Source organism: Enterococcus sp. AZ196 (assembly GCF_050498845.1).
Lineage (GTDB): Bacteria > Bacillota > Bacilli > Lactobacillales > Enterococcaceae > Enterococcus_A > Enterococcus_A murrayae.
Genome location: NZ_JBIPAM010000001.1, coordinates 467,857 through 492,975 on the forward strand (window position 1 = coordinate 467,857; position 25,119 = coordinate 492,975).

At 38.1% G+C, this 25,119-nt stretch carries 21 protein-coding genes; 15 read left to right on the forward strand and 6 right to left on the reverse strand.

Translation table 11 applies throughout. The features are described 5' to 3' along the window. The first annotated feature begins 196 nt into the window (after positions 1–196). Genes cdaA through glmM form a run of 3 tightly spaced genes read left to right on the forward strand, consistent with a single transcriptional unit; the run spans position 197 to position 3,560 of the window. On the forward strand, positions 197–1,081 hold the full coding sequence (gene cdaA, locus IGI67_RS02270) for a diadenylate cyclase CdaA (RefSeq protein WP_207110683.1): 885 nt from the start codon (positions 197–199) through the stop codon (positions 1,079–1,081). Beyond that, on the forward strand, positions 1,078–2,181 hold the full coding sequence (locus IGI67_RS02275) for a CdaR family protein (protein ID WP_207110682.1): 1,104 nt from the start codon (positions 1,078–1,080) through the stop codon (positions 2,179–2,181). Before cdaA ends, IGI67_RS02275 begins: the two co-directional genes overlap by 4 nt. A gap of 23 nt (positions 2,182–2,204) precedes the next feature. Next, positions 2,205–3,560: a phosphoglucosamine mutase gene (gene glmM / locus IGI67_RS02280; protein ID WP_207110681.1), complete on the forward strand. Its 1,356-nt coding sequence runs from the start codon at positions 2,205–2,207 to the stop codon at positions 3,558–3,560. A 75-nt stretch (positions 3,561–3,635) separates the two neighbouring features. On the opposite strand, the gene glmS is transcribed toward glmM, so the two are convergent. Then, positions 3,636–5,444, reverse strand: a complete 1,809-nt coding sequence (glmS, locus tag IGI67_RS02285; protein WP_429956612.1) for a glutamine--fructose-6-phosphate transaminase (isomerizing) — start codon at positions 5,442–5,444, stop codon at positions 3,636–3,638. 467 nt (positions 5,445–5,911) lie between these two features. On the opposite strand from glmS, the gene IGI67_RS02290 reads away from it, so the two are divergent. The 8 genes from IGI67_RS02290 to yihA all read left to right on the forward strand — a co-directional run bounded on the left by IGI67_RS02290 (position 5,912) and on the right by yihA (position 13,755). Further along, complete coding sequence (locus IGI67_RS02290) at positions 5,912–6,199, forward strand: hypothetical protein (protein ID WP_429956613.1); 288 nt, start codon at positions 5,912–5,914, stop codon at positions 6,197–6,199. A 10-nt stretch (positions 6,200–6,209) separates the two neighbouring features. Further along, positions 6,210–7,238: a signal peptide peptidase SppA gene (gene sppA / locus IGI67_RS02295; protein WP_429956614.1), complete on the forward strand. Its 1,029-nt coding sequence runs from the start codon at positions 6,210–6,212 to the stop codon at positions 7,236–7,238. Between the two features lie 2 nt (positions 7,239–7,240). Further along, entirely contained in the window at positions 7,241–7,792 is a 552-nt protein-coding gene (locus IGI67_RS02300; protein WP_429956615.1) for an RDD family protein, read from the forward strand. Further along, positions 7,779–8,702, forward strand: a complete 924-nt coding sequence (locus IGI67_RS02305) for a tetratricopeptide repeat protein (RefSeq protein WP_429956616.1) — start codon at positions 7,779–7,781, stop codon at positions 8,700–8,702. Before IGI67_RS02300 ends, IGI67_RS02305 begins: the two co-directional genes overlap by 14 nt. Positions 8,703–8,805: 103 nt before the next feature. Continuing rightward, positions 8,806–10,089, forward strand: coding sequence for a trigger factor (tig, locus tag IGI67_RS02310; RefSeq protein WP_207110675.1), 1,284 nt, complete (start codon positions 8,806–8,808; stop codon positions 10,087–10,089). A gap of 240 nt (positions 10,090–10,329) precedes the next feature. Then, positions 10,330–11,706 (forward strand): GH25 family lysozyme, encoded by a 1,377-nt coding sequence (locus IGI67_RS02315; RefSeq protein ID WP_207110674.1) that lies wholly within the window; start codon positions 10,330–10,332, stop codon positions 11,704–11,706. A gap of 151 nt (positions 11,707–11,857) precedes the next feature. After that, a complete protein-coding gene (gene clpX, locus IGI67_RS02320; RefSeq protein ID WP_207110673.1) occupies positions 11,858–13,105 on the forward strand; it encodes an ATP-dependent Clp protease ATP-binding subunit ClpX in 1,248 nt (415 codons plus the stop codon). 53 nt (positions 13,106–13,158) lie between these two features. Then, a complete protein-coding gene (yihA, locus tag IGI67_RS02325; RefSeq protein WP_207110672.1) occupies positions 13,159–13,755 on the forward strand; it encodes a ribosome biogenesis GTP-binding protein YihA/YsxC in 597 nt (198 codons plus the stop codon). Here the strand turns inward: yihA and IGI67_RS02330 are convergent. After that, positions 13,752–13,904, reverse strand: coding sequence for an SPJ_0845 family protein (locus IGI67_RS02330; protein WP_429956617.1), 153 nt, complete (start codon positions 13,902–13,904; stop codon positions 13,752–13,754). The genes yihA and IGI67_RS02330 overlap by 4 nt on opposite strands. Positions 13,905–14,037: 133 nt before the next feature. On the opposite strand from IGI67_RS02330, the gene IGI67_RS02335 reads away from it, so the two are divergent. Then, positions 14,038–15,366 (forward strand): hypothetical protein, encoded by a 1,329-nt coding sequence (locus IGI67_RS02335; RefSeq protein ID WP_429956618.1) that lies wholly within the window; start codon positions 14,038–14,040, stop codon positions 15,364–15,366. Positions 15,367–15,496: 130 nt separating this feature from the next. Then, positions 15,497–15,682 carry a hypothetical protein gene (locus IGI67_RS02340; protein ID WP_429956619.1) on the forward strand — a complete coding sequence of 62 codons (186 nt, stop codon included), beginning with the start codon at positions 15,497–15,499 and terminating at the stop codon, positions 15,680–15,682. A 41-nt stretch (positions 15,683–15,723) separates the two neighbouring features. Here the strand turns inward: IGI67_RS02340 and IGI67_RS02345 are convergent, their stop codons facing one another. Genes IGI67_RS02345 through IGI67_RS02355 form a run of 3 tightly spaced genes read right to left on the reverse strand, consistent with a single transcriptional unit; the run spans position 15,724 to position 19,365 of the window. Continuing rightward, a complete protein-coding gene (locus IGI67_RS02345; protein ID WP_429956620.1) occupies positions 15,724–17,643 on the reverse strand; it encodes a PTS fructose transporter subunit IIABC in 1,920 nt (639 codons plus the stop codon). A 58-nt stretch (positions 17,644–17,701) separates the two neighbouring features. Continuing rightward, positions 17,702–18,616 carry a 1-phosphofructokinase gene (gene pfkB / locus IGI67_RS02350; RefSeq protein WP_429956621.1) on the reverse strand — a complete coding sequence of 305 codons (915 nt, stop codon included), beginning with the start codon at positions 18,614–18,616 and terminating at the stop codon, positions 17,702–17,704. Next, positions 18,613–19,365, reverse strand: coding sequence for a DeoR/GlpR family DNA-binding transcription regulator (locus tag IGI67_RS02355; RefSeq protein WP_207110667.1), 753 nt, complete (start codon positions 19,363–19,365; stop codon positions 18,613–18,615). Before IGI67_RS02355 ends, pfkB begins: the two co-directional genes overlap by 4 nt. 157 nt (positions 19,366–19,522) lie before the next feature. Between IGI67_RS02355 and IGI67_RS02360 the strand changes: the two genes are divergently transcribed. Further along, a complete protein-coding gene (locus IGI67_RS02360; protein WP_429956622.1) occupies positions 19,523–20,983 on the forward strand; it encodes an alpha-amylase in 1,461 nt (486 codons plus the stop codon). 154 nt (positions 20,984–21,137) lie between these two features. Here the strand turns inward: IGI67_RS02360 and IGI67_RS02365 are convergent, their stop codons facing one another. Continuing rightward, the gene (locus IGI67_RS02365) at positions 21,138–22,712 is read right to left on the reverse strand and encodes a ClC family H(+)/Cl(-) exchange transporter (RefSeq protein ID WP_207109213.1); all 1,575 of its coding nucleotides are present in this window, start codon (positions 22,710–22,712) and stop codon (positions 21,138–21,140) included. 152 nt (positions 22,713–22,864) lie between these two features. Between IGI67_RS02365 and pcrA the strand changes: the two genes are divergently transcribed. Continuing rightward, on the forward strand, positions 22,865–25,105 hold the full coding sequence (gene pcrA, locus IGI67_RS02370) for a DNA helicase PcrA (protein WP_429956623.1): 2,241 nt from the start codon (positions 22,865–22,867) through the stop codon (positions 25,103–25,105). Positions 25,106–25,119 lie beyond the last annotated feature (14 nt).

The following is a 25,119-nucleotide window of genomic DNA, read 5'->3' on the forward strand; positions in this document are numbered from 1 at the left end:
AAATTAGACTTAGCGAGTATAGATAATAAACGAAAATGTAACTGCCAAATTTATTTTTACTAAAACAAAGTAAAAGCATTCTTTAGTGGGAGGAGCCTTAATTTACTAAGGCTCTTTTTCCTTCTTAAATTTTATGCTAGACCTGTACCACTGTGGTATAATTGTAGAGAATTTTGGATAGAAAGAGAGGTTATCTATGCCTAATCGTCTAATTGAATTATTCAAACCGGAATATTGGCTTAGCTTTTTTTCTGAGAATCTTTCAACCTGGGATATCATCGTCAACCTTTTAGATATATTTGTTGTCTGGTTTTTGATTTATCGTTTGTTTGAACTTGTTCGCGGAACGAAAGCCGTCCAGTTGATCAAAGGTGTGGCGATTTTTATTGGGATTCGAATTATAGCTGAACTAATTGGCCTGCATACGTTGTCCTGGTTGATGAATCAAATCATCACGTACGGTGTAATAGCAGCAATCGTTATTTTTCAGCCAGAGGTTCGACGTGGGCTGGAACATTTGGGACGCAGTTCTTTCTTCAAAACATCTAAGAAAGAAGAACGTGATGATGAGCGAATGATCCTAGCTTTTGACAAAGCGATCCAATACATGTCAAAAAGAAAAATCGGTGCATTAGTAACGATTCAACGCTTTACAGGTTTAGAGGAGTATATTGAAACTGGAATTGATCTGGACGCGGACATTACTGGGGAATTATTGATCAATATTTTTATCCCAAACACACCACTGCATGATGGTGCGGTTATCGTTAAAAATGGAAAGATCGCTGTTGCTTCAGCATATCTTCCGCTTTCAGATAGTATGTTGATACCAAAAGAATTTGGTACGCGACATCGTGCGGCGGTAGGTATCAGTGAAGTCAGTGATGCGTTAACGTTCATAGTTTCTGAGGAGACAGGCGGTGTCAGCATTACGTTGAATAATGATTTTCTGCACGACTTGTCACAAGAAGAATATCTAGCTGTGATGCGCAGAGAGTTAATGCCAGATGAAAAAAATGCTGGTAAAAAAAGTCTTCTTCAGACCTTTTTGGAGGGTTTGACTAAAGGAGGACAAAAATGAGAATCAAATTCAAGAAAAGTAATGCTCCCTACATGCTAATTTCGCTAGTATTTAGTTTGATTTTATTTTTTAATGTCAACAGTCAGAATTTTAGTCGTTTGATTTCTTCTGAAATAAACTATGAAGAGTCTATTCAAAATGTTCCAATCAATGTTCTTTATGATTCGGATGATTATTTTGTTCATGGATTCTCATCGAATGTTTCAGTTAAGCTAAGCGGAGCCAATCGGATACAATTAAATAAAGAAATCGATCCTGATACTCGAAATTTTAGTGTTGTTGCGGATTTAACAAATTTATCCTCTGGAACTCACGAAGTACGTTTAAAAGCTAAAAACTTATCTAGTTCGCTTTTTGCAACGATTGAACCAGAGAAAATTTCAGTAACAATCGAGAAGAAGGTGAAAAAACAATTTGCTGTAACGCCAATTTTGAGCAGCACAACTGATAACAATAAATTGAAAGTTGGAGAGATGTCTACACAGCCTGAAAAAGTAGAAATCACTACTGGCGAAAACACAATGAAGGAAATTGAACGTGTTGTTGCGTCAGTCGATAGCAGTAAATTAACGGTTGATCAAGACAGTATTCAAGCGCCGATTCAGGCGTTGAACGCTAGCGGGGAGGCATTGCCAATCCAAGCTGAGCCACAAAATGTAACTGTTAACTTTGAGATTCAAACACCAAGTAAGGAAGTTTCGCTTTATCCGATTCAAGAGGGTGAACTGCCCTCGACAGTTGAAAATGTCAAGATTGATTTGAATCGTACAAAGGCAACAATTACTGGCGTACAGTCGGTAATTGATCAAATAGACAGTATTGGCATTCCAGTCGATGTAAGTCAGATACAAGGGACTGTAAAAAAATTCATTGATATACCAGTATCTGGGAATTATCAAGTGAATCCGAAAACGGTGAGTGCACAAGTGACACCGATATTTAAGAAGTCTCAAGAGTCAGAAACTAGCAGTACAAATCATTCTAGTTCGTCGGCAGCGAAAGTTACAGAAAGCTCAAGTGGGGCTTCAAAAAAAACTGAAGCAAGCACCACTAAAATGACTAGTAGTCAAGAAGAACCGACAAATCAATCAACTAACTAGATGAAGAAGGGAAATATAGTTTAATGGGTAAATATTTTGGAACAGATGGAGTACGTGGAATCGCAAATAAGGAGCTAACACCTGAGTTAGCATTTAAATTGGGGCGTTGCGGCGGTTATGTTTTAAGTCAGCATCATGAAAGTGAAGGGCGTCCAAGAGTGCTGGTCGGACGTGACACTCGTATCTCAGGAGAATTGTTAGAAACAGCTTTGATTTCTGGACTGCTATCGGTAGGAATCGAAGTATTCCAGCTTGGTGTTATCTCAACGCCTGGTGTTGCCTACTTAACGAGATTGCAAAAGGCTTCAGCTGGTGTAATGATTTCTGCTTCTCATAATCCTGCAGAAGATAACGGTATTAAATTTTTCGGTGGAGATGGTTTTAAATTAGTCGACGAACAAGAAGCTGAAATCGAAGCATTGATTGATGCGGAAGAAGATAACCTTCCTCGTCCATCAGCAGAAGGTTTGGGAACGCTGGATGAGTTTCATGAAGGTCTTTTGAAATATTCACAATTCCTCGTGCAGACTATCTCAGGTGATCTCTCAGGGCTAACAGTTTGTGTTGATGCCGCTAATGGAGCGACATCTACCAGTGTCAATCGTTTATTTGCGGATTTAGAAACTGACTTTTATACAATGGGGACTTCACCAAATGGTTTAAATATCAATGCTGGTGTGGGATCCACGCATCCAGAAGAATTAGCAAAAATGGTTGTAGAAAAGGGCGCAGATGCTGGTTTAGCCTTTGATGGTGATGGCGATCGTGTGATTGCAGTTGACGAGTTAGGAAATATTGTGGATGGCGATCGTATCATGTTTATTTGTGCTAAATATTTAGCTGAACGCAAACGGTTGAAGAAAGATACTGTAGTTACTACAGTAATGAGTAATTTGGGTTTCCATAAAGCGATTGAAGAAATTGGTTTGGAAGATGTGATTACTCAAGTTGGTGACCGCTATGTGGTTGAAGAAATGCGAAAAAATGACTACAATCTTGGTGGTGAACAGTCTGGACATGTATTATTCTTGGATTACAATACCACCGGTGATGGAATGCTGACAGGGGTTCAGTTATTAAACATTATGAAACAAACAGGTAAGAAGCTTTCTGAATTAGCCGGAGAGGTAACAATCTATCCGCAAAAATTAGTTAACATTCGAGTGAGTGATAAATATGGTGCGATGGATGTACCGGCTATCAAGCAAGCCATTGAAGAGGCCGAGACAGAAATGAATGGTGATGGACGAATTTTGGTGCGACCATCAGGAACAGAACCTTTGTTGCGTGTCATGGCAGAGGCACCAACTGATGAAAAAGTTGATTACTATGTTGAAAAAATCGCAGCAGTTGTTCGTAAAGAGATTGGATTAGATTAATTTAAAAACGTCTGAGCCGGTGGGCTTAGACGTTTTTCTACGCAAAAAGGTTGAGAAAAATCTCAACCTTTTTGTTTATTCTACTGTAACAGATTTTGCTAAATTACGAGGCTTGTCAACATCATAGCCACGTAATAATGTTGCATAATATGCGATAAGCTGACCTGGAATCACGGAGACAAGAGGACGCAAGAATTGATGAACAATTGGTAAAATAATTTGATCTCCTTCTTTGCTCAATTCCTCCGAGACAATGACTAGCGTGTGAGCACCACGACTTTCTACTTCACGCAAATTTCCACGAGTATGAGGAGCAGTTACAGCTTCGGTAATGATTCCGATAACTGGTGTGCCATCTTCAACTAAAGCGATCGTTCCGTGTTTCAACTCTCCAGCTGCAAAACCTTCAGCTTGGATATAAGAAATTTCTTTTAGTTTTAGTGCTACCTCCATAGAAACATAATAATCTTCAGAACGACCAATATAGAAAGCGTTGCGAGTTGTTGCTAGGTACTCTTCAGCAACTTGTTCAATCATAGCTTTTTCTGAAATCATTACATCCATGGCGTTGGCGGCAATGCCTAACTCTTTTGTTAAATCAAATTCTTTTGCTGCTGTGATGTCTTTAGCCTCACCAACCGCTTTTGCTAAAACAGTTAAGGCAGCAATTTGAGCTGTATAGGCTTTAGTAGAAGCTACTGCAATCTCTGGACCAGCATGTAAGAGCATAGTAAAACTTGCTTCCCGAGATAACGTTGACCCAGCTACATTAGTGACTGTTAGGGATGGGTAGCCTAATGTATTCGTTTTGACTAATACTTGGCGGCTATCTGCTGTTTCGCCACTTTGGGTTAAATAAATGAAAAATGGTTTTTTTGAAAGCAAAGGCATGTTATAGCCAAATTCACTTGATAAATGAATTTCTACCGGGATGTTGGCTAACCCTTCGATAATTTGCTTACTTGCCCACCCAGCATTGTTACTTGTACCGCAAGCGACGATGTAAATGCGGTCGCTATCTAGCAAACTTTGCAACAGTTCATTTTCTATCACGACGGTTCCTGTTTCATCAGTATATTCACTAATGATCCGACGCATAGTAGCAGGCTGTTCATCAATTTCTTTTAGCATGTAGTAAGGATATGTGCCTTTTTCCATATCCGAAAGATCGATTTTAGCTTCGTAAGGTGCACGTTGAATCTCATTGCCCGCCTCATCTTCAATTTCTACACGATCTTTTGTAACGATAACCATCTCGCCGTCATTAATCTCGACAAATTGGTTGGTTTGTTCCAACATTGCCATTGCATCGCTGCAGACCACATTGAATCCATCGCCTAGTCCAATCAATAAGGGGCTTTTATTTTTCCCAACGTAGATTGTTTCACGATCATTTTTATCGATCAAACCAAAAGCGTAAGAGCCATGAATCTCTTTTAAAGATTTACGAAAGGCGTCTTTTGTTGAAAGTCCCTGTTCTGCGAAATATTCAACTAAATGAACAGCGATTTCCGTATCGGTTTCACCATAGAAAATATCACTTGATAAATATTTTTCTTTCAAATCGTCGTAATTTTCAATCACACCATTATGAACTAGGACAAAACGTTTGCTTTGTGAAGTATGAGGATGTGCATTTTCTTCACTTGGTTCGCCATGAGTTGCCCACCTTGTATGTCCAATGCCAATAGAACCATGAACTTCAGAACCAATTTTCTCTGATAACTCTTTAATTCGACCTTGGGATTTAATCAAGAATTCTTCACTTTGATCCGCTACAAAAATACCAGCTGAGTCATAACCACGATACTCCAACTTCTCTAATCCATTCACCAAAATATTTGTTGCCTGCTCATTACCTACAATTCCTACGATTCCACACATAATGTCTTCCTACTTTCCTGTCATTATATGTTTCCGAGCTGTCTGACCATCTTTTTGTTCTTTTATAAAGTTTTTGTAATGATCTGTAGAGTACAGCAACCCTGAAGCCACCCGCCGAAATTTTCGATTAGCTTCTTCCTCGTCACCCTCATAAAAAAGGTCTGGCGCTATCTAATTGGTACATTTTAGATTTTTTTTAATTAACATCGGAAACAATGACTAATATAATATAAACTTTTTGTATAGTCAAATATTTTTTTATTTTTAGTTAATTGGTATATATGGAAAAAGAAGGAAAGAGGAAGGGAAACAAAATTGCTTCTGCGTTTCATCTGTCAGAAGAATAGGGTAAAATAGAGAAGTGCCATTTAAAGAATGGTCTCTAGCGATGATATTTTGTTGTTTCTAGAACAAGCTAATCATAGTAGAAATTATTTTCTATGAATCAATTGAGAGGGGAAACTTAAATGAATCAACCAGAAAATTTAACCATTGGAGAGCTGCGTAAATTTTTGGAGAAACTCGCATCTGATCCAAAGATCACAGATGAAACAAAGGTTTTCTTAGATACTGGATGGGATAGTATCCAAGAAATTAATCCTGATGCTTTGAGTATCGAGGATGCAAGGACTTTCAAAATTGAAGACCCTTTGACACATGAGTTTTTCGGAGGTTATTCTTTGTTTGAAAAGGCCGAGAAAATGAATGCCGAAGGACCAGTAGAAAAAGTTTTAATTATTCGCAACTTATATTAGGAGGAAGAAAATGAATAGAAGACGTTGGGTGGCAATCGGCATTGCAGTTGTGTTATTAATCTTTTCAGTAATCTCATCAACGATCAATCGGAGTAATGACAGGAAAAAAGAGCTTAGTCAAGTTAATGAGTTGTTGTATGGGAATAATGAACCACAAGAAAAAACAGAAGAAGAAGGATCGAGTACAGAAAAAATTGCTAAGCTAGTAGTAGAGGGCGCTATCATTAATGATGGTACTAGTGGCTTGTTTTCTACAGGTGGATACAATCATGAATCATTTATGAAACAGTTAAATAAAATAAAAAATGATTCAACTGTTAAGGGGATTTTGTTAGAAATAAACTCGCCTGGTGGCTCTGTTTATGAAACGGCAGAGATTGCAAGGGCATTGAAGGAAATCCAAAAGGATAAAAACATTCCAATTTATGCTTCAATGGAGAGTCAAGCAGCTAGCGGAGGGTATTATATTGCAGCAAATTCGGATCGAATCTTTGCTGCAGAAGATACCATGACTGGTTCAATTGGAGTTATAATGTCTAGTATGAATTATTCTGGACTAATGGAAAAGCTTGGTATTACTGATGCAACAATTAAAAGCGGCGCATTGAAAGATATCGGTTCAACTTCCCGGCCTCAAACAAAAGAAGACAAAGAAGTTTTGCAAGCCTTTGTTGACAGTATGTATGGTCGATTCGTCAAGACTGTAGCTGAAGGACGAAATATGGAGGAGACGCAAGTACGTAAATTGGCAGATGGAAGAATCTATGATGGGGCACAGGCTCTTGAGAATGGTTTAATAGACGATATTGGTTATCCTGATCAAGCATTGAAAGCTTTGAGGAAGGATGAGAACTTGACTGATGCAAAAGTTGTTTCATATACAAATGGCTCAACTAATTTCATGAATACATGGTTAGGGAATAGTCTGGCTGAACTTCAAGGGCTTAAACCCTCACAGGAAGAGCTAATCAAGAGTATTGTTGAGAGCGTTGGTACTCCGCAAGCGCCCAAAGCTATGTATCTTTATGGAGGTGAGTAATAATGACTGATGAAGCTAGTCAAAGACCTGCAGTAGGACCAGTAGCACAGTTACTTGAGAAAAAACACGAACGGCAGTTTCATCATTATCCAGATTATTTTTATGCTGGTTTTTGGATCCGTTCTTTTGCGTATTTATTAGATTTACTTTGTATCTTGGCCATCACAAAAATTGTATTGGGAGTGCCGACGAACCTACTTGGTTTATCCAAAAGCTCTGAGCTTTTCAGTATTTATGGATTTTCAACGCTTTTGATTTATTTGGCGTATTTTATTCTGATGACGAAAATTAATCATGGTCAAACAATCGGTAAGATGGTTTTTGGCATTAGAGTCGTTTGTTATACTGAAGAAGAGTTAAGTTGGCAAACAGTTCTAGTTCGTGAAGGTGCCTGTCGATTTGTCCTACGCGGCTCTCTTTTTATGCTGGGCTATCTTGTAACTATTTTTACACCAAATAAACAGCACATCGGCGATTACTTCTCTGATACGAGTGTTGTGACATTAAACCTATTAGCAGCGAGAGAGGGCGTACAGAAAAATGACTCCAATTGATTTTCCTAATAATGATCACTACTATTTAGCACTTGCGGAAGAAGCTTTTTCTGCAGGAGATTATTTAAGGGCGTTAGAGAATTATAAATATGCCTATCAGGAAAATCCAACCCCAAAACTTAATCACTTGATTGCAGGTTTAGCTTTGGAACAAGGTGATTTTTCTGCGGCCTTAGAATATGCCGAGGAGGAGTCAGAAAGCTATCTTGATACTCCCGAAACGATTGATTTATTTTTGCAGATTCAAGTGTATTCCCAGAATTTTTTTGCGGCACGTGAATTTTTATGGCGGTCACAAAAAGTTAAAATCTTAACTGAAGAACAGACTGATCTTTGGTTGATGCGTATTAATGATCAGGAGGCTTTTTATGAAAGACAGCAACAAGCGGTAATCAAACAGCTTGAAGCGGAGTTGAATCAACTGCCTTCAATGTCAGCAGTAGACCAATTACTATTCGTGCGTAAAATTAGACAGTTGCCTGAAGAGCGTTTAAAGACAATCGCTGAAAAATTTATGATGATTCCCAAGATAGTCCCTTTAGTTCGCAGTTATTTATTTGAAAGCTTAGCTCGTATAGGTGTGACTGAGAAGGTTCGTTACTTAACAATTCAAGATGAAATCGCAGAACTGTCGCCAATAGATTCAGGATTTGATGACTCTCTTCAATCGGGTATCGAAACTCGATTAAATGATTATTTGGGTGATGATAATCCAATTCTGTTAGCAAACCTATTGGAGCAAGTAAAGGTAGAAATGGCATTTTTGTATCCGTTGCATACCGCTTTTATGAAGCCTGATGCATGGACGGCTAGTTATTTAGCTGAGTATTCTGAGTGGTCAGGGCCGCTTGATGAAGAGGTTGAAGCAATCCGAGGAAGGATAAAACAACTGCTGTTCGATTATCATTAAAAAATGCCGAGAGTAAAAGCTTTATATTTACAATTCACAATCAGTAGTGTAATATTTAATGGTATGCAAAATGCAAGTATATTAGTATTCGGAGGGAACAAACGTGACTGCAAATTTTGAAAAAACAGGCACCAATGATGGTGTGTTAACTTTCTCGATTGAACAAACTGAGATTCAAAAAGGATTAACAAATGCATTCAACAAAGTGAAAAAAAATCTTAATGTACCTGGCTTCCGTAAAGGAAAAGTATCTCGCCAAGTATTTAACCGTATGTACGGTGAAGAAGCATTATACGAAGATGCATTGAACGATGTACTGCCAACTGCTTATGAAGCGGCTGTAAAAGAAGCAGGGATTGATCCTGTCTCTCAACCAAAAATTGATGTAGACAGCATGGAAAAAGGCGAAGATTGGGTAATCAAAGCAGAAGTTACTGTAAAACCAGAGGTTAAATTAGGGGATTACAAAGAATTAGAAGTTCCAAAACAAGATGTTGAAGTTTCAGACGAAGATGTAGATGCACGCCTGAAATCTGAACAAGAATCTCAAGCAGAACTAGTTATCAAAGAAGACGAAGCTGCTGAAAATGGCGATACGACAGTAATTGATTTCGAAGGTTTCGTTGGAGAAGAAGCATTTGAAGGCGGAAAAGGAGAAAACTATTCTCTTGAATTAGGTTCTGGTTCATTCATTCCTGGTTTTGAGGAACAACTGGTTGGTCACAAAGCAGGGGAAAGCTTAGATGTTACTGTTACTTTCCCAGAAGACTATCAAGCTGAAGATTTAGCTGGTAAAGAAGCAGTCTTCAAAGTAACGATTCACGAAGTAAAAGCGAAAGAATTACCAGAACTAGATGATGATTTTGCTAAAGATGTCGATGAAGAAGTTAATTCTTTGGATGAATTAAAAACAAAATATCGCGATGAATTAACAAAGCAAAAAGAAGAAGCTGCAAAAGAAGCAAAAGATGAGGCTGCCATCAAGCAAGCTGTTGAAAATGCTGAAATCGTTGAACTTCCACACGTAATGGTTCATGATGAAGTTCATCGTTCAATGGATGAATTCCTAAATAATATGCAACGTCAAGGAATCTCACCAGAAATGTACTACCAATTAACAGGTTCTACTGAAGAAGATCTTCACACCCAATTTGAAGGTGAGGCAGAAGGTCGAGTAAAAACAAACTTAGTAATGGAAGCTATTGTTGAAGCGGAAAAAATTGAAGCTTCAGAAGAAGATATTGCTAAAGAAATTAAAGACTTGGCTGAAATGTACCAAATGCCGGAAGAACAAATTCGTCGTGTGTTAACAGAAGACATGTTGGAACACGATATCAAAATGAAAAAAGCTGTTGAACTAGTGACTGGAACGGCTGTTGAGAAATAGATAATTTTTAGTATGTGGTACATATTTTGTATCACATACTTTTTTTCTTTTATAAAGAGGGATACATTTCAGATTAAAAAAGTCAATAACTTAGTTTCCCACTTTTTTTATGATTGATTATAACGAATAACTTCAAAATAAGCCCCAAATTTGGTAAAATTGAATTATTAATGAAATGGGATTATTTCTCATTTTAATTATAAAAATAGATTTGTGCTTTAATACACGAGGGAGGACGAAATGAAGAAAAAATTTCTGGGATTATGTTTTTTATCAGTTCTATGTTTAAGCTATACAACATCAGTGTTAGCTGATGAAAATCAAGTAATAGGCAGTGAACAAACGGTCGAAAGCTCTTCGACAGTTAGTTCAGTCGATAAAACTTCACAAGAAGTAACTCAGTCAACTGAAAACGTTGAAAATGAACAAACCACTGAGAGTACTGGATCAGAAGAGGAGACAGCAGTACCTGAGACACAAGTAGAAACAGCTGAAGGCACGATGTCATTACCGAGAGGGCGTTCAGATTTATACCCATCAATTCAATTGTTCGCATCATTGCCATCAGTGTCTGCGACGAATACAAATACACCAAGTAAAAGCTTTATTGATATTTCATCTCATAATGGCAATATTTCTGTAGCAAATTTTCAAAAAATGAAAAGCTATGGGGTTACTGGGGTGGTTGTCAAATTGACAGAAGCAACAAGCTATACCAATCCGTATGCCCAATCGCAAATTAACAATGCGATGGCTGCTGGAATGAAGGTTTCTGCATATCACTATAGTTGGTTTACTAGTGACGCACAAGCTACTGCAGAAGCAAATTATTTTGCTGCAGCTGCAAAAAGATTTGGTTTGAGCAGTGGCGCTGTCATGGTGAATGATATTGAAGAACCTCAAATTCTAGGCAAAGGGAATCATACAAATAATTCTAGAGCCTTTGAGAATCGCTTAAAAGCTCTTGGTTACGGAAATGTCCGTCATTACATTGGATTGAACTGGCTGACTACCGGCCGTATAAATGCTGCGACTATTGGAAATAAGAATATTTGGGTAGCTGCATATCCATACAATCTCTCAACTACGAATTTCTATACTCAATATGGTGCTTGGCAATGGTCTTCACAATTATCATTCCCTGGCATCAACGGAAACTTTGATATTAATGCGGATTATACATCAACATTTAGTAATCCTACACCAACACCACCAGCAAACAGTGTGCAAATGTATCGCTTGTATAATCCGAACAGTGGGGAACATTTTTATACACAGAATGTTGCCGAGAAAAATAATTTAGTTTCTAAAGGTTGGAGATATGAAGGAATCGGTTGGAATGGTCCAACGTCAGGTAATCCAGTTTATCGTTTATATAATCCAAATGCAGGAGATCATCACTATACATTACATGCCTACGAAAAGGATAATTTAGTTAAAAAGGGTTGGCGTTATGAGGGTATTTCTTGGTACTCTGGTGGACCAAACGCTTTGCATCGTCTTTATAATCCTAATGCAAAATCGGGCTCACATCACTATACGTTGAACACAAATGAAAAGAATAATTTAGTTAAGCATGGCTGGAAATATGAAGGCTTGGCCTGGTACGCTAAATAATTTGAAAGCTCTCGATTTTTCGAGAGCTTTTTATTATGAATTCCTTTTTATTTGCTCTTGGTTTCTTTGTCTTTTTAATGCTTTATGTTATTATAGATAAAGACTGCAATCGTGGAAACACTTGTAGAGAAAGAAGCAAGAGGTGACAGCCATGTATGAGAGCACAGGCGCAGGTGAAACAGTCCGCTGTTCATTTTGCGGAAAGACCCAAGAAGAAGTGAAAAAAGTTGTTGCGGGTCCGGGAGTTTACATTTGTAATGAGTGTATCGACCTTTGTAAAGAGATTATAGATGAAGAATTCCATGAAGAAGCTATTCGTGAGTTTATTGATGTGCCAAAACCAAAGGAACTATTGGATGTTTTAAATCAATACGTCATTGGTCAGGATCGTGCGAAAAAAGCATTATCGGTTGCAGTGTACAATCACTACAAACGAGTGAATACTGAAAATGATGGACTTGATGAAGTTGAATTACAGAAGAGTAATATTTGCTTGATTGGACCAACTGGATCAGGAAAAACATTTTTAGCACAAACTTTGGCTAGAACGTTGAATGTACCGTTCGCAATCGCAGATGCAACTAGTTTAACTGAGGCAGGATATGTTGGAGAAGATGTTGAAAATATTTTGTTGAAGCTTTTACAATCAGCCGATTACAATGTTGAACGTGCGGAAAAAGGAATCATCTATATCGATGAAATTGACAAGATTACTCGTAAAAGTGAGAATGTTTCAATTACTCGTGATGTTTCAGGTGAAGGTGTTCAGCAAGCATTGCTAAAAATTCTTGAAGGCACTGTTGCTAGCGTACCGCCGCAGGGAGGGCGTAAGCATCCGCATCAGGAGTTCATTCAAATTGACACAACAAATATTTTGTTTATTGTCGGGGGAGCGTTCGATGGAATCGAAACAATCGTTAAAAATCGTTTAGGTGAAAAAACGATTGGATTCGGCAAAAACAATAAAAAAGTCAATGAAGATGAGAGTATCATGCAGCAGATTATTCCGGAAGATTTATTGAAATTTGGTTTGATTCCTGAATTTATCGGTCGTTTGCCAGTTACTACTGCATTAGAAAAATTAACGACAGAAGATTTGGTACGAATTTTGACAGAACCTAAAAATGCGTTAGTTAAACAGTATCAAAAGTTACTTTCTTATGATGATACTGATTTGGCATTCGATGCAGATGCATTAAATGCAATTGCGGACAAAGCGATTGCACGTAATACAGGAGCTCGTGGATTAAGATCAATTATTGAGGATGTTATGATGGATGTTATGTTTGATATTCCTTCTGACGAGTCAATTGAAAAAGTGATCGTAACGAAGGATTCTGTTGAAGGCTCTGGAAAGCCAATTATTGAGTATCATAACAACAAGAAAAAAGCAGGTTAGTAAGTGAGGGTTCGCAAAGTAATTTGTGAACCCTTTTTGAAAGGCGTGAAAGAATGAAAGTGCATAATGCAGAGATCGTGATCAGTGCGGTTTCACCTAAACAGTATCCTGAGACGGATTTACCAGAGATTGCTTTGGCAGGGCGCTCAAATGTTGGCAAATCATCGTTCATCAATACATTGATTGATCGTAAAAATTTGGCGCGTACTTCTGGAAAACCGGGAAAGACCCAAACGTTGAATTTTTACTTGATTGAGAATTCATTGCATTTTGTTGATGTGCCTGGATATGGTTATGCGAAAGTTTCCAAGACTGAACGAGCAAAATGGGGCGAAATGATTGAGACTTACATTACTAGCCGAAAGCAATTAAGAGCGGTGGTGTCGTTAGTTGACGTGCGCCATGACCCTAGTAAAGAAGATATTCAAATGTATGAATTTTTGAAGTATTATGGAATTCCTGTGATTGTCGTTGCCACTAAGGCAGATAAAATACCTCGTGGAAAATGGAATAAACATACAAGTGCCATTAAGAAAAAGTTGGATTTTGATCCAAATGATACGTTCATTCTTTTCTCTTCTGAGACAAAAAAAGGAAAAGAAGAAGCATGGCAGGCAATTGAGACAGCAATCGAAAAGGATCAGGTCTAAACCTGATCCTTTTTTTTGTCATTTTGTTCAGTTTTTGGTTTTAAGAACTTTTGAATGTCTTCGTCTTTTTGCACGTTTTTTTCAGGATCAACGACAAATGATTCAAATAATTTGTCTAAATCATCGGTTTTTTCAAATTTTAACCCCATTTGAACACCTCCATTTTAGTTTTAACACAATTTATTATAGTATACAATTTTTTTTGACTTAGTAATCAATTTCATAGGGTTTTTTAAATCTTTAAGATATAATTATAGTAGAACAATGAGAAAGGGGAAGGCAATGGGGAATAATCAGAAAATATACAGTGTCAGTCAGCTTTTCGATTTAAAGCAAGCCGATATTCAGTTGAAAACCAGAGACTGGTTAATCATGAGTCGTCTATTGCTGGAACCAGACAGGATGTTGATCAACGGAAAAGAGCAGATATTTGATTCTAGTTATTTAGAACAGATAATAGATGAATTTGGTATGAAAGAGGATTATTGGATTCAATTAAAGAATGAAGAAGAGGAAATGACTGTTCACTTACTAGGGGATACAATCTTTGAAAAAAGTATTCTCAAAGAGAAAAATTTTTATTATTGGGAGACCGTTTACTTAGATTACTTAAAATCACGATTGATCGAACATGGTTTTTTTGCATACATTCGTTCCTATGAAGAATATTTATATCATAATACAAGCGAGTTATCTAAGCGTCGTTCTTTTGAAGTGGCGGAGGAAACAAGTGCATTACCAAAAATGAGAGGGCTTAATGGTGATGTTATAGTAGATTGCAATGCCTTTCCTGGCTATGATGTATTTTATAAAGGTGTCTGTTTGACTGCTTGCTGGTGGTTATTCTTAGGAGCTCCTTATAAAAAACTTTTTGCTAAGCAGCTATTGTTAGAGATTCAGCAAGTAGAAGAAGTTGCTGAACTTGGCTCTGGTGTATTTTTCGAGCTGTATAAGGATCCTTTTCAATGGAAGGAAGAGGCGAACTTACGATTTCAGCAGCTATTTAGAGACCAGTTAGGAATCTCTCAATTATCTTATACAAATGGCGTGGGATTGTTGAAGCAGCCTTATATTGAGTTTGCCTTTGAGGATACGGTCATCCAAACGGTTCAATATCAAAATGATCAATTTCAGCCCACCAAAAAAAGCGATGCCTCATATTTCGTAACGCGCACGTACAATTTTTTGACGAATCAATATCGAGTCAATCGGATGAAGGGCGGATTAAACGCCTTAGCTTATTTTCCTTGGATTGATGATGATAGTGAGCGGATGATGAATTATCACATTTTGTATCCGGAGCTAACCTTAGATAAAGGACTGGCAGCGTTTGAGTACTATATTCGAGATTCAATTGAATTTGAGATTCAAGATATGCGCTATAAAGAATATACAGCTGTTTTACAATTGTTTATTCCAAAAAAGGCATTCTTAGATTTTCCTTTAGAAGAATTAAAGTCGGCATTAAAAGATATAACGATTCACCAAGTTAGCCGCAAAAATGATTCACTCACTTTTTCTTTGGAGAAGGAAGCAAAACACTTGATTGTTTCGTTTATAGATCAAAAAAAGGTGTCTTCGAAGAATCAATTAGATATACTTGAAATTTAAAAAGCTGGGTTATTTCGTTTTTAGAGTAAGTATTAGGGTCACTGTTGAGCATATTAAGGTCCAAAAGATTGATGCAGTGGTATACTATCTTAAAATTATTTGTTTAATATATTAAAAGGAGAGGTTTGCTATGGATCAAAGATATATCAAGATTATGGGTAGTTGTTTACTGATCGTTGGAATGATTTTTGCGTTGCCGCTTACGTCGCTAGAGATTCCTTTATCAATTGCAGTTTTCTTTATTGGTATGATCCTATTTGCGATTAAACCTAAGCCTCAGCCAGCCCGTGCTCGCAGAAAAGATCGATGGATGTAAATAAAAGTCCCGCTCTCTATTTGAGAGCGGGACTTTTATGACTATTTTACGACAGGTTTTTTAACTAAACCGTAGATGACGCCAGAAACGATTGCGCCAATAGCGATGAACAAAAGATATAGCAGAGGGTGACTCAATAATAGAACAACAAAGACTCCACCGTGAGGAGCAAGCAGTTTGATGCCTACAGCCCCGACTAAACCACCAGCAAGAGCTGAACCAACAACAAAACTCGGAATAACACGAATTGGGTCGGCTGCGGCAAAAGGAATTGCACCTTCTGTCACGAAGGAAAGCCCCATAACGATGTTAGTCAAACCAGCATCAACTTGACTCTTTTCAAATTTATTTTTGAATAAACGAGTAGCGACAAAAATGGCTAATGGTGGAACCATTCCTCCAGCCATGACTGCAGCCATGACGATTGATCCGCCTTGGGCAACACTTGAGGCTAAAGTTGCAGTACCGAAAACATAAGCTGCTTTATTGATTGGGCCTCCTAAGTCAATTGCCATCATTCCGCCAAGCAAAGCACCTAACAAAATAGCGTTTGATCCGCTAAGCCCGGTTAAGAAACCATTTAAGCCATCATTGATTGCTTTCATAGGAACATTGACTAAAAGCATCAAGAAACCTGTAATCATCAATCCAAAGAATGGATAGAAGAGAATAGCTTTGATTCCTTCAAGTGATTTAGGCAAGTTTTTAAACAGTTTTTTAAGGAAAATGATCACATAGCCAGCAAGGAAACCACCGATCAATGCTCCTAAGAAGCCAGCGCCGCCAGCGTTAGCTAATGCACCAGCAGCAAATCCGGCAATCAGACCAGGACGATCAGCGATACTTGAAGCAATAAAACCGGCAAGAACAGGCAACATAAAGCCAAAGGCAGCACCGCCAATTTGATTAAACCAGCTGGCGATTTGGTTGTAGTTTCCTAAGTTAGCCAACTCTGATTGAGGTACACCCATGAACTGGTCGATCATAAATGATAATGCGATCATGATTCCACCACCGATAACGAATGGAAGCATATGAGAAACACCGTTCATCAAATCTTTATAAATGCGCTGACCTAAGGTTCCGTTATCACTTTTTTCTTCATTTGCAGAGGTATCTTCACTATTACCGTGATAAACAGGAGCGTCACCGCTTAAAGCAAGATTAATTAATTCTTCTGGCTTACGAATGCCATCGCTAACCGGACGATTAACTAATTCTTTTCCATTAAATCGATTCATTTCAACCTTTTTATCAGCGGCTACAATAACACCATCCGCTCGTGCAATATCTTCATCTGTTAGCCGATGTTTGATTCCTTCAGAACCATTTGTTTCGACTTTAATGTCCACACCCATTTCTTTGGCCTTTTTCTTTAAAGCATCTTCTGCCATATAGGTATGTGCAATTCCTGTAGGACAAGCTGTTACAGCTACAATATAGCGGCGATTAGTGTCTTTTATTTTTTCCTCGGCTTGAGCTTCTGCTTTTTCTTCCGCTTCTTTGGCCTTTTCAGCTGCATCAAACGTTGCTTGAACTTGATCTGGAGTTTCCGCAGCTTTTAATTTTGCAACAAAGTCAGGATCGATCAAAAGTCTTGATAAAGCAGCTAAGGCTTGAAGATGTGTGTCATTTGCACCTTCAGGAGCAGCAATCATAAAGAATAGATAAGTAGGTTGACCGTCTAATGATTCATAATCTACTCCATTTTTACTTTTAGCGAATAGAACGGTAGCTTCTTTAACGGCACTGTTTTTAGCGTGGGGCATTGCGATCCCGTCACCTAAACCAGTTGAGGTTTGCGCTTCACGTTTTAAGATACCTTCTTTATAAGTATCGATAGTTGAAATGCGGCCAGCATCATACATTTTTTGAACCATCTCATCGATTGCGGCTTTTTTTGTCGTAGCCTGCAAATCCATGATCATGGCATCTTTGATCAATAAATCTTTAATATCCATCATAATTCCTCCAAATTCTAAATTAATTCCTACTTTTCAGCAGAAGAGAAGACCATAATTATTTTACTTTTGTGATCTTAACTTCTGGCAGTAATTCTTGAATAAAATCTGCTGTTGCTAAATCATCTGAAAAAGTCGTTGCACTCCCGCAGGCCACACCCCATTTGAATGCTTCTACAGGATCCTGCGTCTTTGTAAAGCTGCCGACAAAGCCCGCGATCATTGAATCTCCTGCTCCGACTGAGTTTTTAACTTGGTGCTTTAAGACGTTTGAGCGATATACTCCTTCTTGGGTAAATAGTAATGCACCGTCACCTGCCATAGATACTAATGCATGTTGTGCCCCTTCATCTAATAAACGTTGACCAAATGGATAAATGTCTTCAATCGAGTTGAAAGTTGTCTGGTACAAATCAGCTAGTTCATGATTATTAGGTTTAACTAATAAGGGGCCTTTCTCCAATGCATCCATTAAGTCAGCTCCTGTAGTATCGATGACAAATGATGCGCCTTGAGCTTTGATGATCTCAATTAATTCTTGGTAAAAGCCAGTTGGAACGCTGGCAGGCTTGCTGCCGGATAAGACAACGATATCGTCCGTTGCTAAATGACCTAGAGCCTCTTTCAATGTATCCATTTCGTTAGCTGTAACTATAGGACCTTGGCCGTTGATTTCAGTCTCTTCACTAGCTTTCAATTTGATATTGATTCGTGTGTCATCCTCAACAGAAGTAAAATTCGTTTTTATATCTTCACGTTCCAGCCAATTATTAATGAAGCTTCCGGTAAAACCACCGAGGAAACCTAGAGCAGTTGAATCAGTATTGATTCGCTTTAAAATCCGAGAGACATTAATTCCTTTTCCGCCAGGCAATTTTAAATCGCCCTTCATTCGATTGACATCGCCAATTGTTAGTTGATCGATCTGAACAATATAATCGATCGATGGGTTTAGTGTAACTGTATAAATCATACAGAAACCTCCTTCAGGGTAGTTTGTTCTGTGATTTGATCATGAATAACCAAAGGACAGGTATCTGTGAGGATTGAAGCAGCTGATAGCGAAGCGACACTGACAAAGCTAGTCTGATTAAACTTACTGTGATCCACAAGTACAAAAGCTTGTTCAGATTGTTGAATAGCTGCTCTTTTTAAAATAGCTTCTTCTGGGTCAGGAGTAGAATAGCCGCTGTCTATGTGTACGCCATTCATTCCCATAAAGGCTTTATTAAAACGATATTGTTTTAACTGTTCCAAAGCTTGCGAACCGACAACTGCATCAGTAGTCAGTTTTATACGACCACCTAATACGATTGTGGCAATCTGCGCTTCTACTAGGTGAGCGGCAAGGCCAACAGAATTGGTTACTATTGTAACTGCGCGATTTTTCAAAAAGGGAATCATCTCAGAAGTTGTTGTACCCGCATCTAAATAAATTACATCGCCATCATTGATATAATCGGACGCATATTTTGCAATTAATTTCTTTTGTTGAACGTTTTTGGATGATTTTTCAAACATTGCAAGCTCTTGCTCTAAATGTTGAGGGCGTTTAGCACCACCATGAACACGTTCCAATATTCCTAAATCTTCTAACTCCTGCAAATCTCTGCGAACTGTTGATTCCGAGGAGTCTAACCATTGAATTAAATCTTGAGACTTTACTAAGCCGTCACGTTCCAACCAGTCGATAATTTTTCTATGTCGTTCTTCTGTAAGCATTTTCAATCCTCCTTCATCTGAAATAATACCACAAGTTTGTCACCCGTTCAATCAAAAACATTCATAAACAGTCAAAAACATTTATAAATTAAAAAATGATTCGTCTTATTATGAAGGTTCTCTCATTTTATGTATGATAAACATAGAGGTGAAGGTAATGAAAAAACAAACAATTTTACAGGGATTCGAATGGTATCTACCTGCTGACAGGAATCATTGGAAAACATTAGCAGAAAAAGCGGAAGAATTACATCAGTTTGGACTGAATGCTATTTGGATGCCGCCAGCCTACAAAGGTTCAGAAGGTGTGAATGATGTAGGTTACGGAACTTATGATCTTTACGATCTTGGTGAATTCGATCAAAAAGGGAGTTTGGCCACGAAGTATGGAACAAAAGAGGAGTACTTAGCCAGTATTGCTGCATTGAAAAACGCTGGCTTAAAGATTTATGCGGATATTGTTTTTGATCATTTTATGGGAGCTGACGAAACAGAGGTTGTTTCAGCGGTGTCCTACCAATTTGATGATCGTACTAAACCGAGTTCAGGTGAAGAGGAAATCGAAGCTTGGACAAAGTTTACTTTTCCTGGTCGAAAGGGAAAATATAACGATTATCAATGGAATTGGAAAAATTTCTCTGGGGTTGACTACGACGCTCGCGAAAAGGATCATGCGATTTTTAACTTTGCTGACAAAGGATGGGAGCCGAAGGTTGATGATGAAAATGGAAACTTTGACTATTTAATGGGCTGTAATCTGGATATGGAGAACCCTGAAACAATTGAACAATTAGACAAATGGGGAAGATGGTATCAAGAATTGACGGATGTTGACGGATATCGCTTGGATGCGGTGAAGCACATACGATTTGATTTGTTTGTAGATTGGTTGCTTCATCGTCGTGAGGAAAAAGGCGAAGAACTTTTTGTTGTCGGTGAGTATTGGACCGATGAGCTGCAAAAGCTGCAGGAATATTTGGATTCATCAGGTAATTTGATTTCGCTCTTTGATGTGCCTTTGCATTTTAATCTATTCCAAGCAGCTTCGACAATGGGAAACTATGATATGCGAGAGATTTTTTCTGGTACCTTGATTGAAACTCGCCCTGATTGGGCTGTAACCTTTGTCGATAATCATGATACACAACATGGACAAAGTTTAGAGTCATGGATAGAAGGCTGGTTTAAATTGCATGCATATAGTCTAATCTTATTGAGAAATGAGGGAACACCAGTTGTTTTCTGGGGAGACCTCTATGGGACAGAAAATGCTGAAGCAGTCGGAGACGGGCTGCTTGCTCTGATCAAATTACGAGAAGAGCTAAACTTTGGCAGTCAAGCAGATTATTTTGACGATTCAGATGTGATCGGCTGGACATTGACTGGCGATTTTGACGATGATGAGTCTGGAGCAGCGATCATTATGACCAATGCTAAAGGCGGAACGAAAGAAATGACTGTAAGCGCGGTTCATGAGGGAGAGACGTTTATTGACATACTTGGAAATAATGAAGCAAAAATAATTTTGGATGAAAATGGTCAAGGTGTATTTCCGGTGAATGATGGACAAGTATCGGTCTACATAAATGAAAAATTAGTGGAAAGAATACGTAATTGACCTAAAAGTCTTTTTGAAAAAAACTTAACAAAATGAAAGCAAACGATCAAATGACTATCAATTGCGATGGTCATTTGATCGTTTTACTTTCTACTTATTCTTTTGTATCTTTTTTTTTCTTTAATCAATTAAGGTCTTCTTTAGTATATTTTTATCAGTCTTTTATTGCTTTGTCTTGTTTTTTTGCGATTGCAGCATCAGAACGTTCACGAATCTGTACCTTGATTTTTTGTGTGTAGCCTTCATCTGTCAAAATCATTAGTAGATCACCGACCTTCATTATTGTGTCTCCATGAGTCAGTATCTCTGCAGATCCACGTCGAATTGAAATTAGCAGCATCTCTTTCGGCCAATTGAAATCCCGAACCATTGTGCCGTCCAACGTACTTTCTGCTGTAACAGGAAATTCGATGATGGTCTTATTTCCTGTTATATTGGGAATATGTCCCTTGAGCAAGCGTTCCAGTAATGATTCATATATGGGATTTCCGCCTAACAAATCGTTAATGACATATGCTGTTAAAGAACAAACTGCTAGCGGCATTAAATGAGTAATATTACCGACCATTTCAGTTACTAAAATAATGGCAGTCAAAGGCGCTTTTCCAATAGCCGTGAAATAACCAGCCATCGCAAAAATCGCAAAATCCCGAATCAATACAGAATCTAAACCAAACCATTGATGTAAAATGGTTCCATAAATTCCACCGATCAATGCACCTAAAGTTAGAATTGGCAAAAAGATTCCACCTGGAAGATTTGCACCATAAGATACCATCGAAAAGACAAAGCGTAAGATAAATAAAAAAATCAATACTGTTAAGGGAAAGCTATTTTCACCAATGGCCAAAACGATTTGGTTTCCCCCGCCCAAATAAAACGGGAAAAAGAAAGCAATTGGGATAATCAAAAGAAATGGAATAATCCCATAAAGATGGTCTGGTAAATGAGTTTTTTTATAAATTATCGGTAGTGACAGAAGAACAATCTGATATATATAACCTAGAAAGCCCAAAATAATTCCTAGCAAAACGAGTAAACCATAATATTTCAAGGGTAGCGAAGGAACATTTGCAATAAATAAAACAGGCTTTAGTCCAAAAAAATTTAATGAAACCAAGTTAGCAGTTAGTGCCGAGGTTAGAGAAGTCAGCCAAATTAAAGGAGAAAAATGATGATGTACTTCTTCGATTACAAATAGCAAACCAGCAATTGGCGCATTGAAGGCTGCGCCTAGTCCAGCCGCTGCACCGCTAGAAATGAAAATTTTCTTTTCAGAGGTAGAGGCACTAGTATATTCACTGAAGCCTTGTCCCACCATCGCTCCTAATTGAATAGATGGCCCTTCTCGACCTAGAAATAATCCTGAACCGACTGACATTATCCCACCGATGAACTTTTTCCAAAGAATGGAGAACCAATTGAGCCTGATTTCGCCTTGTAAGGCCCCTTCAACCTGCGGTATTCCACTGCCTTTAATATCTGGCTCTGATTTGATTAATGCCCCAACGACAAAAGCCGTTGTCAACATTATCAAGCCCCATGGTATTAACCAAAAAGGATTCTCTCGGAACCATAAATAAAGGGTTACTATATGTTCTGACATTTCTTCAATCAGTAAACGGAAGAGGCTGACGATAATACCCGCAATCGCTCCGATTAAGACACCTTTCAAAATAAAAATAACTTTCGTGCCATCTAGACGTTTGATTTCGTGTTCGTTTTTCATGTTTTCCCTCCATACCATTATTAAATTTAGCGCGAATTTGCGAGAAAAACAAGGTTGAATCCATGAATTCGTTTTTTTAAAATGTTGCTAGTGTCGCGAAAGTTTCTGAGATGCTATAATAAAAAAGATTGAATAAAGAAAGGACGTTTTGCATGCCAAACAAACAGGAGTTGTTAGCAGGACTAAACCCTAAGCAAAAAGAAGCAGTGCTCCATACCGAAGGCCCATTATTGATTATGGCGGGAGCAGGAAGTGGAAAGACACGAGTTTTAACACACCGTATTGCTTATTTAATAGAAGAAAAAAATGTGAATCCATGGAATATATTAGCGATCACTTTTACAAATAAAGCAGCACGTGAAATGAAAGAACGAGTCAATGCGATTCTAGGTCAAGGAGGCGAGAGTGTATGGGTCTCGACCTTTCACTCAATGTGTGTGCGAATTTTGCGTCGTGATGTAGATGCGATTGGCTATGACCGGAATTTTACGATTTTAGACGGTTCCGATCAACTAACATTGATGAAACGAATTTTAAAGGATTTAAATATTGACCCCAAAAAATATGATCCACGTTCGATTTTAGGATCAATCAGCAACGCAAAAAATGAACTGCTGACGCCCGAAACATATGCTGAACGACAAGGCTCCTTCTTTGAAGAAATAGTAGCGCATTGCTATGATGCCTATCAAAAAGCTTTACGGAACAATCAGAGTATGGACTTTGATGATTTGATCATGAATACGATTCGCTTGTTCGAAGAAAATGAGGAAGTATTGACCTATTATCAAAATAAGTTTCATTACTTGCACGTAGATGAATATCAAGATACGAACCATGCTCAATATACTTTGGTAAATATGTTGGCAGCACGGTTTCGTAATTTATGTGTCGTTGGAGATGCTGATCAAAGTATTTATGGTTGGCGTGGTGCCGATATGCAGAATATTTTAGATTTTGAAAAAGATTATAATGATGCAACAGTCATTTTATTAGAACAAAACTATCGCTCAACGAAAAGTATTTTGGATGCGGCAAATCAGGTAATTAAAAATAACAGCAATCGGCGAGATAAAAATCTATGGACAGATAATCAAGCGGGTGAACAAATCACCTATTATCGTGCTGATAGTGAACGAGATGAAGCGCAGTTTATCGTCAGCAAGATCAAAGAGAAAATTCAAAGTGATAATCGCAGCTATAATGATTTTGCTGTACTGTATCGAACTAATGCCCAATCACGTGTAATAGAAGATACATTGGTAAAATCAAACGTTCCTTATACGATGGTAGGAGGTCATAAATTCTACGACCGTAAGGAAATCAAAGATATTATTGCCTATTTGAATATCATCAATAATCCAAGAGATGGTGTTAGTTTTGAGCGGATAATCAATACTCCAAAACGTGGAATTGGTGCCGCTTCTGTTGAAAAACTAAGGAACTTTGCTGCATTACATGATTGGTCGATGGTAGAAGCCGCTCAAAATATCGATTTGGCGAATATTTCTGGTAAAGCAGGTCGCATGATCGGTGAGTTCGGAATAATGATCGCTCAGTTCCAGGAGATGGTTGCATATCTGCCGATTACTGATTTAGTTGATCAAGTATTAGAGCGAACGGGCTACTTAGATGAATTGAAAAATCAACGAACGTTAGAAGCAGAATCTCGTTTGGAAAATTTAGAGGAGTTTCGAACAGTTACGCAAGAATTCGATAAGCGCAATGAGGCGCAAGATGAAGCAGATGTACCAGAAGAAAAGTTGTCAATATTTTTAAATGACTTGGCCTTAGTATCCGATCTAGATGATTATCAAGAAGAAAGTGCACAAGTGACTTTGATGACTCTGCATGCTGCAAAGGGACTAGAATTTCCAATTGTTTTCCTAATTGGTATGGAAGAAAAAATTTTCCCACTTTCACGTTCACTAATGGAAGAGTCAGAATTGGAAGAAGAGCGTCGCTTAGCATATGTTGGGATTACTCGTGCCGAGGAAAACTTGTATTTGACGAATGCATTTTCTCGAACGCTTTATGGGAAAACACAATACAACCAGCCTTCTCGCTTTGTAGCTGAAATCGATGACAGTTTGCTGAATCCTGTTGGGATCCAGCCACAACCAAAAGCGGCTGCTTTTAATAATCCATTTAATAATAACTCGATGAAACCAAAATATCAGCATGCTACTCGTGAACCATTGATGAACAAAACGGCTTCTGGCGGTGAAAATGAAAGCTGGAATCCCGGTGACAAAGTTCAACATAAGAAATGGGGAGTTGGGACAGTCGTGAAAGTCAGCGGCAGTGCCAAGGATGTCGAATTGGATATTGCATTTCCACAACAAGGTGTTAAACGATTACTCGCAGCTTTTGCTCCAATCGAAAAAATCTAAAGCTGTGTATACAA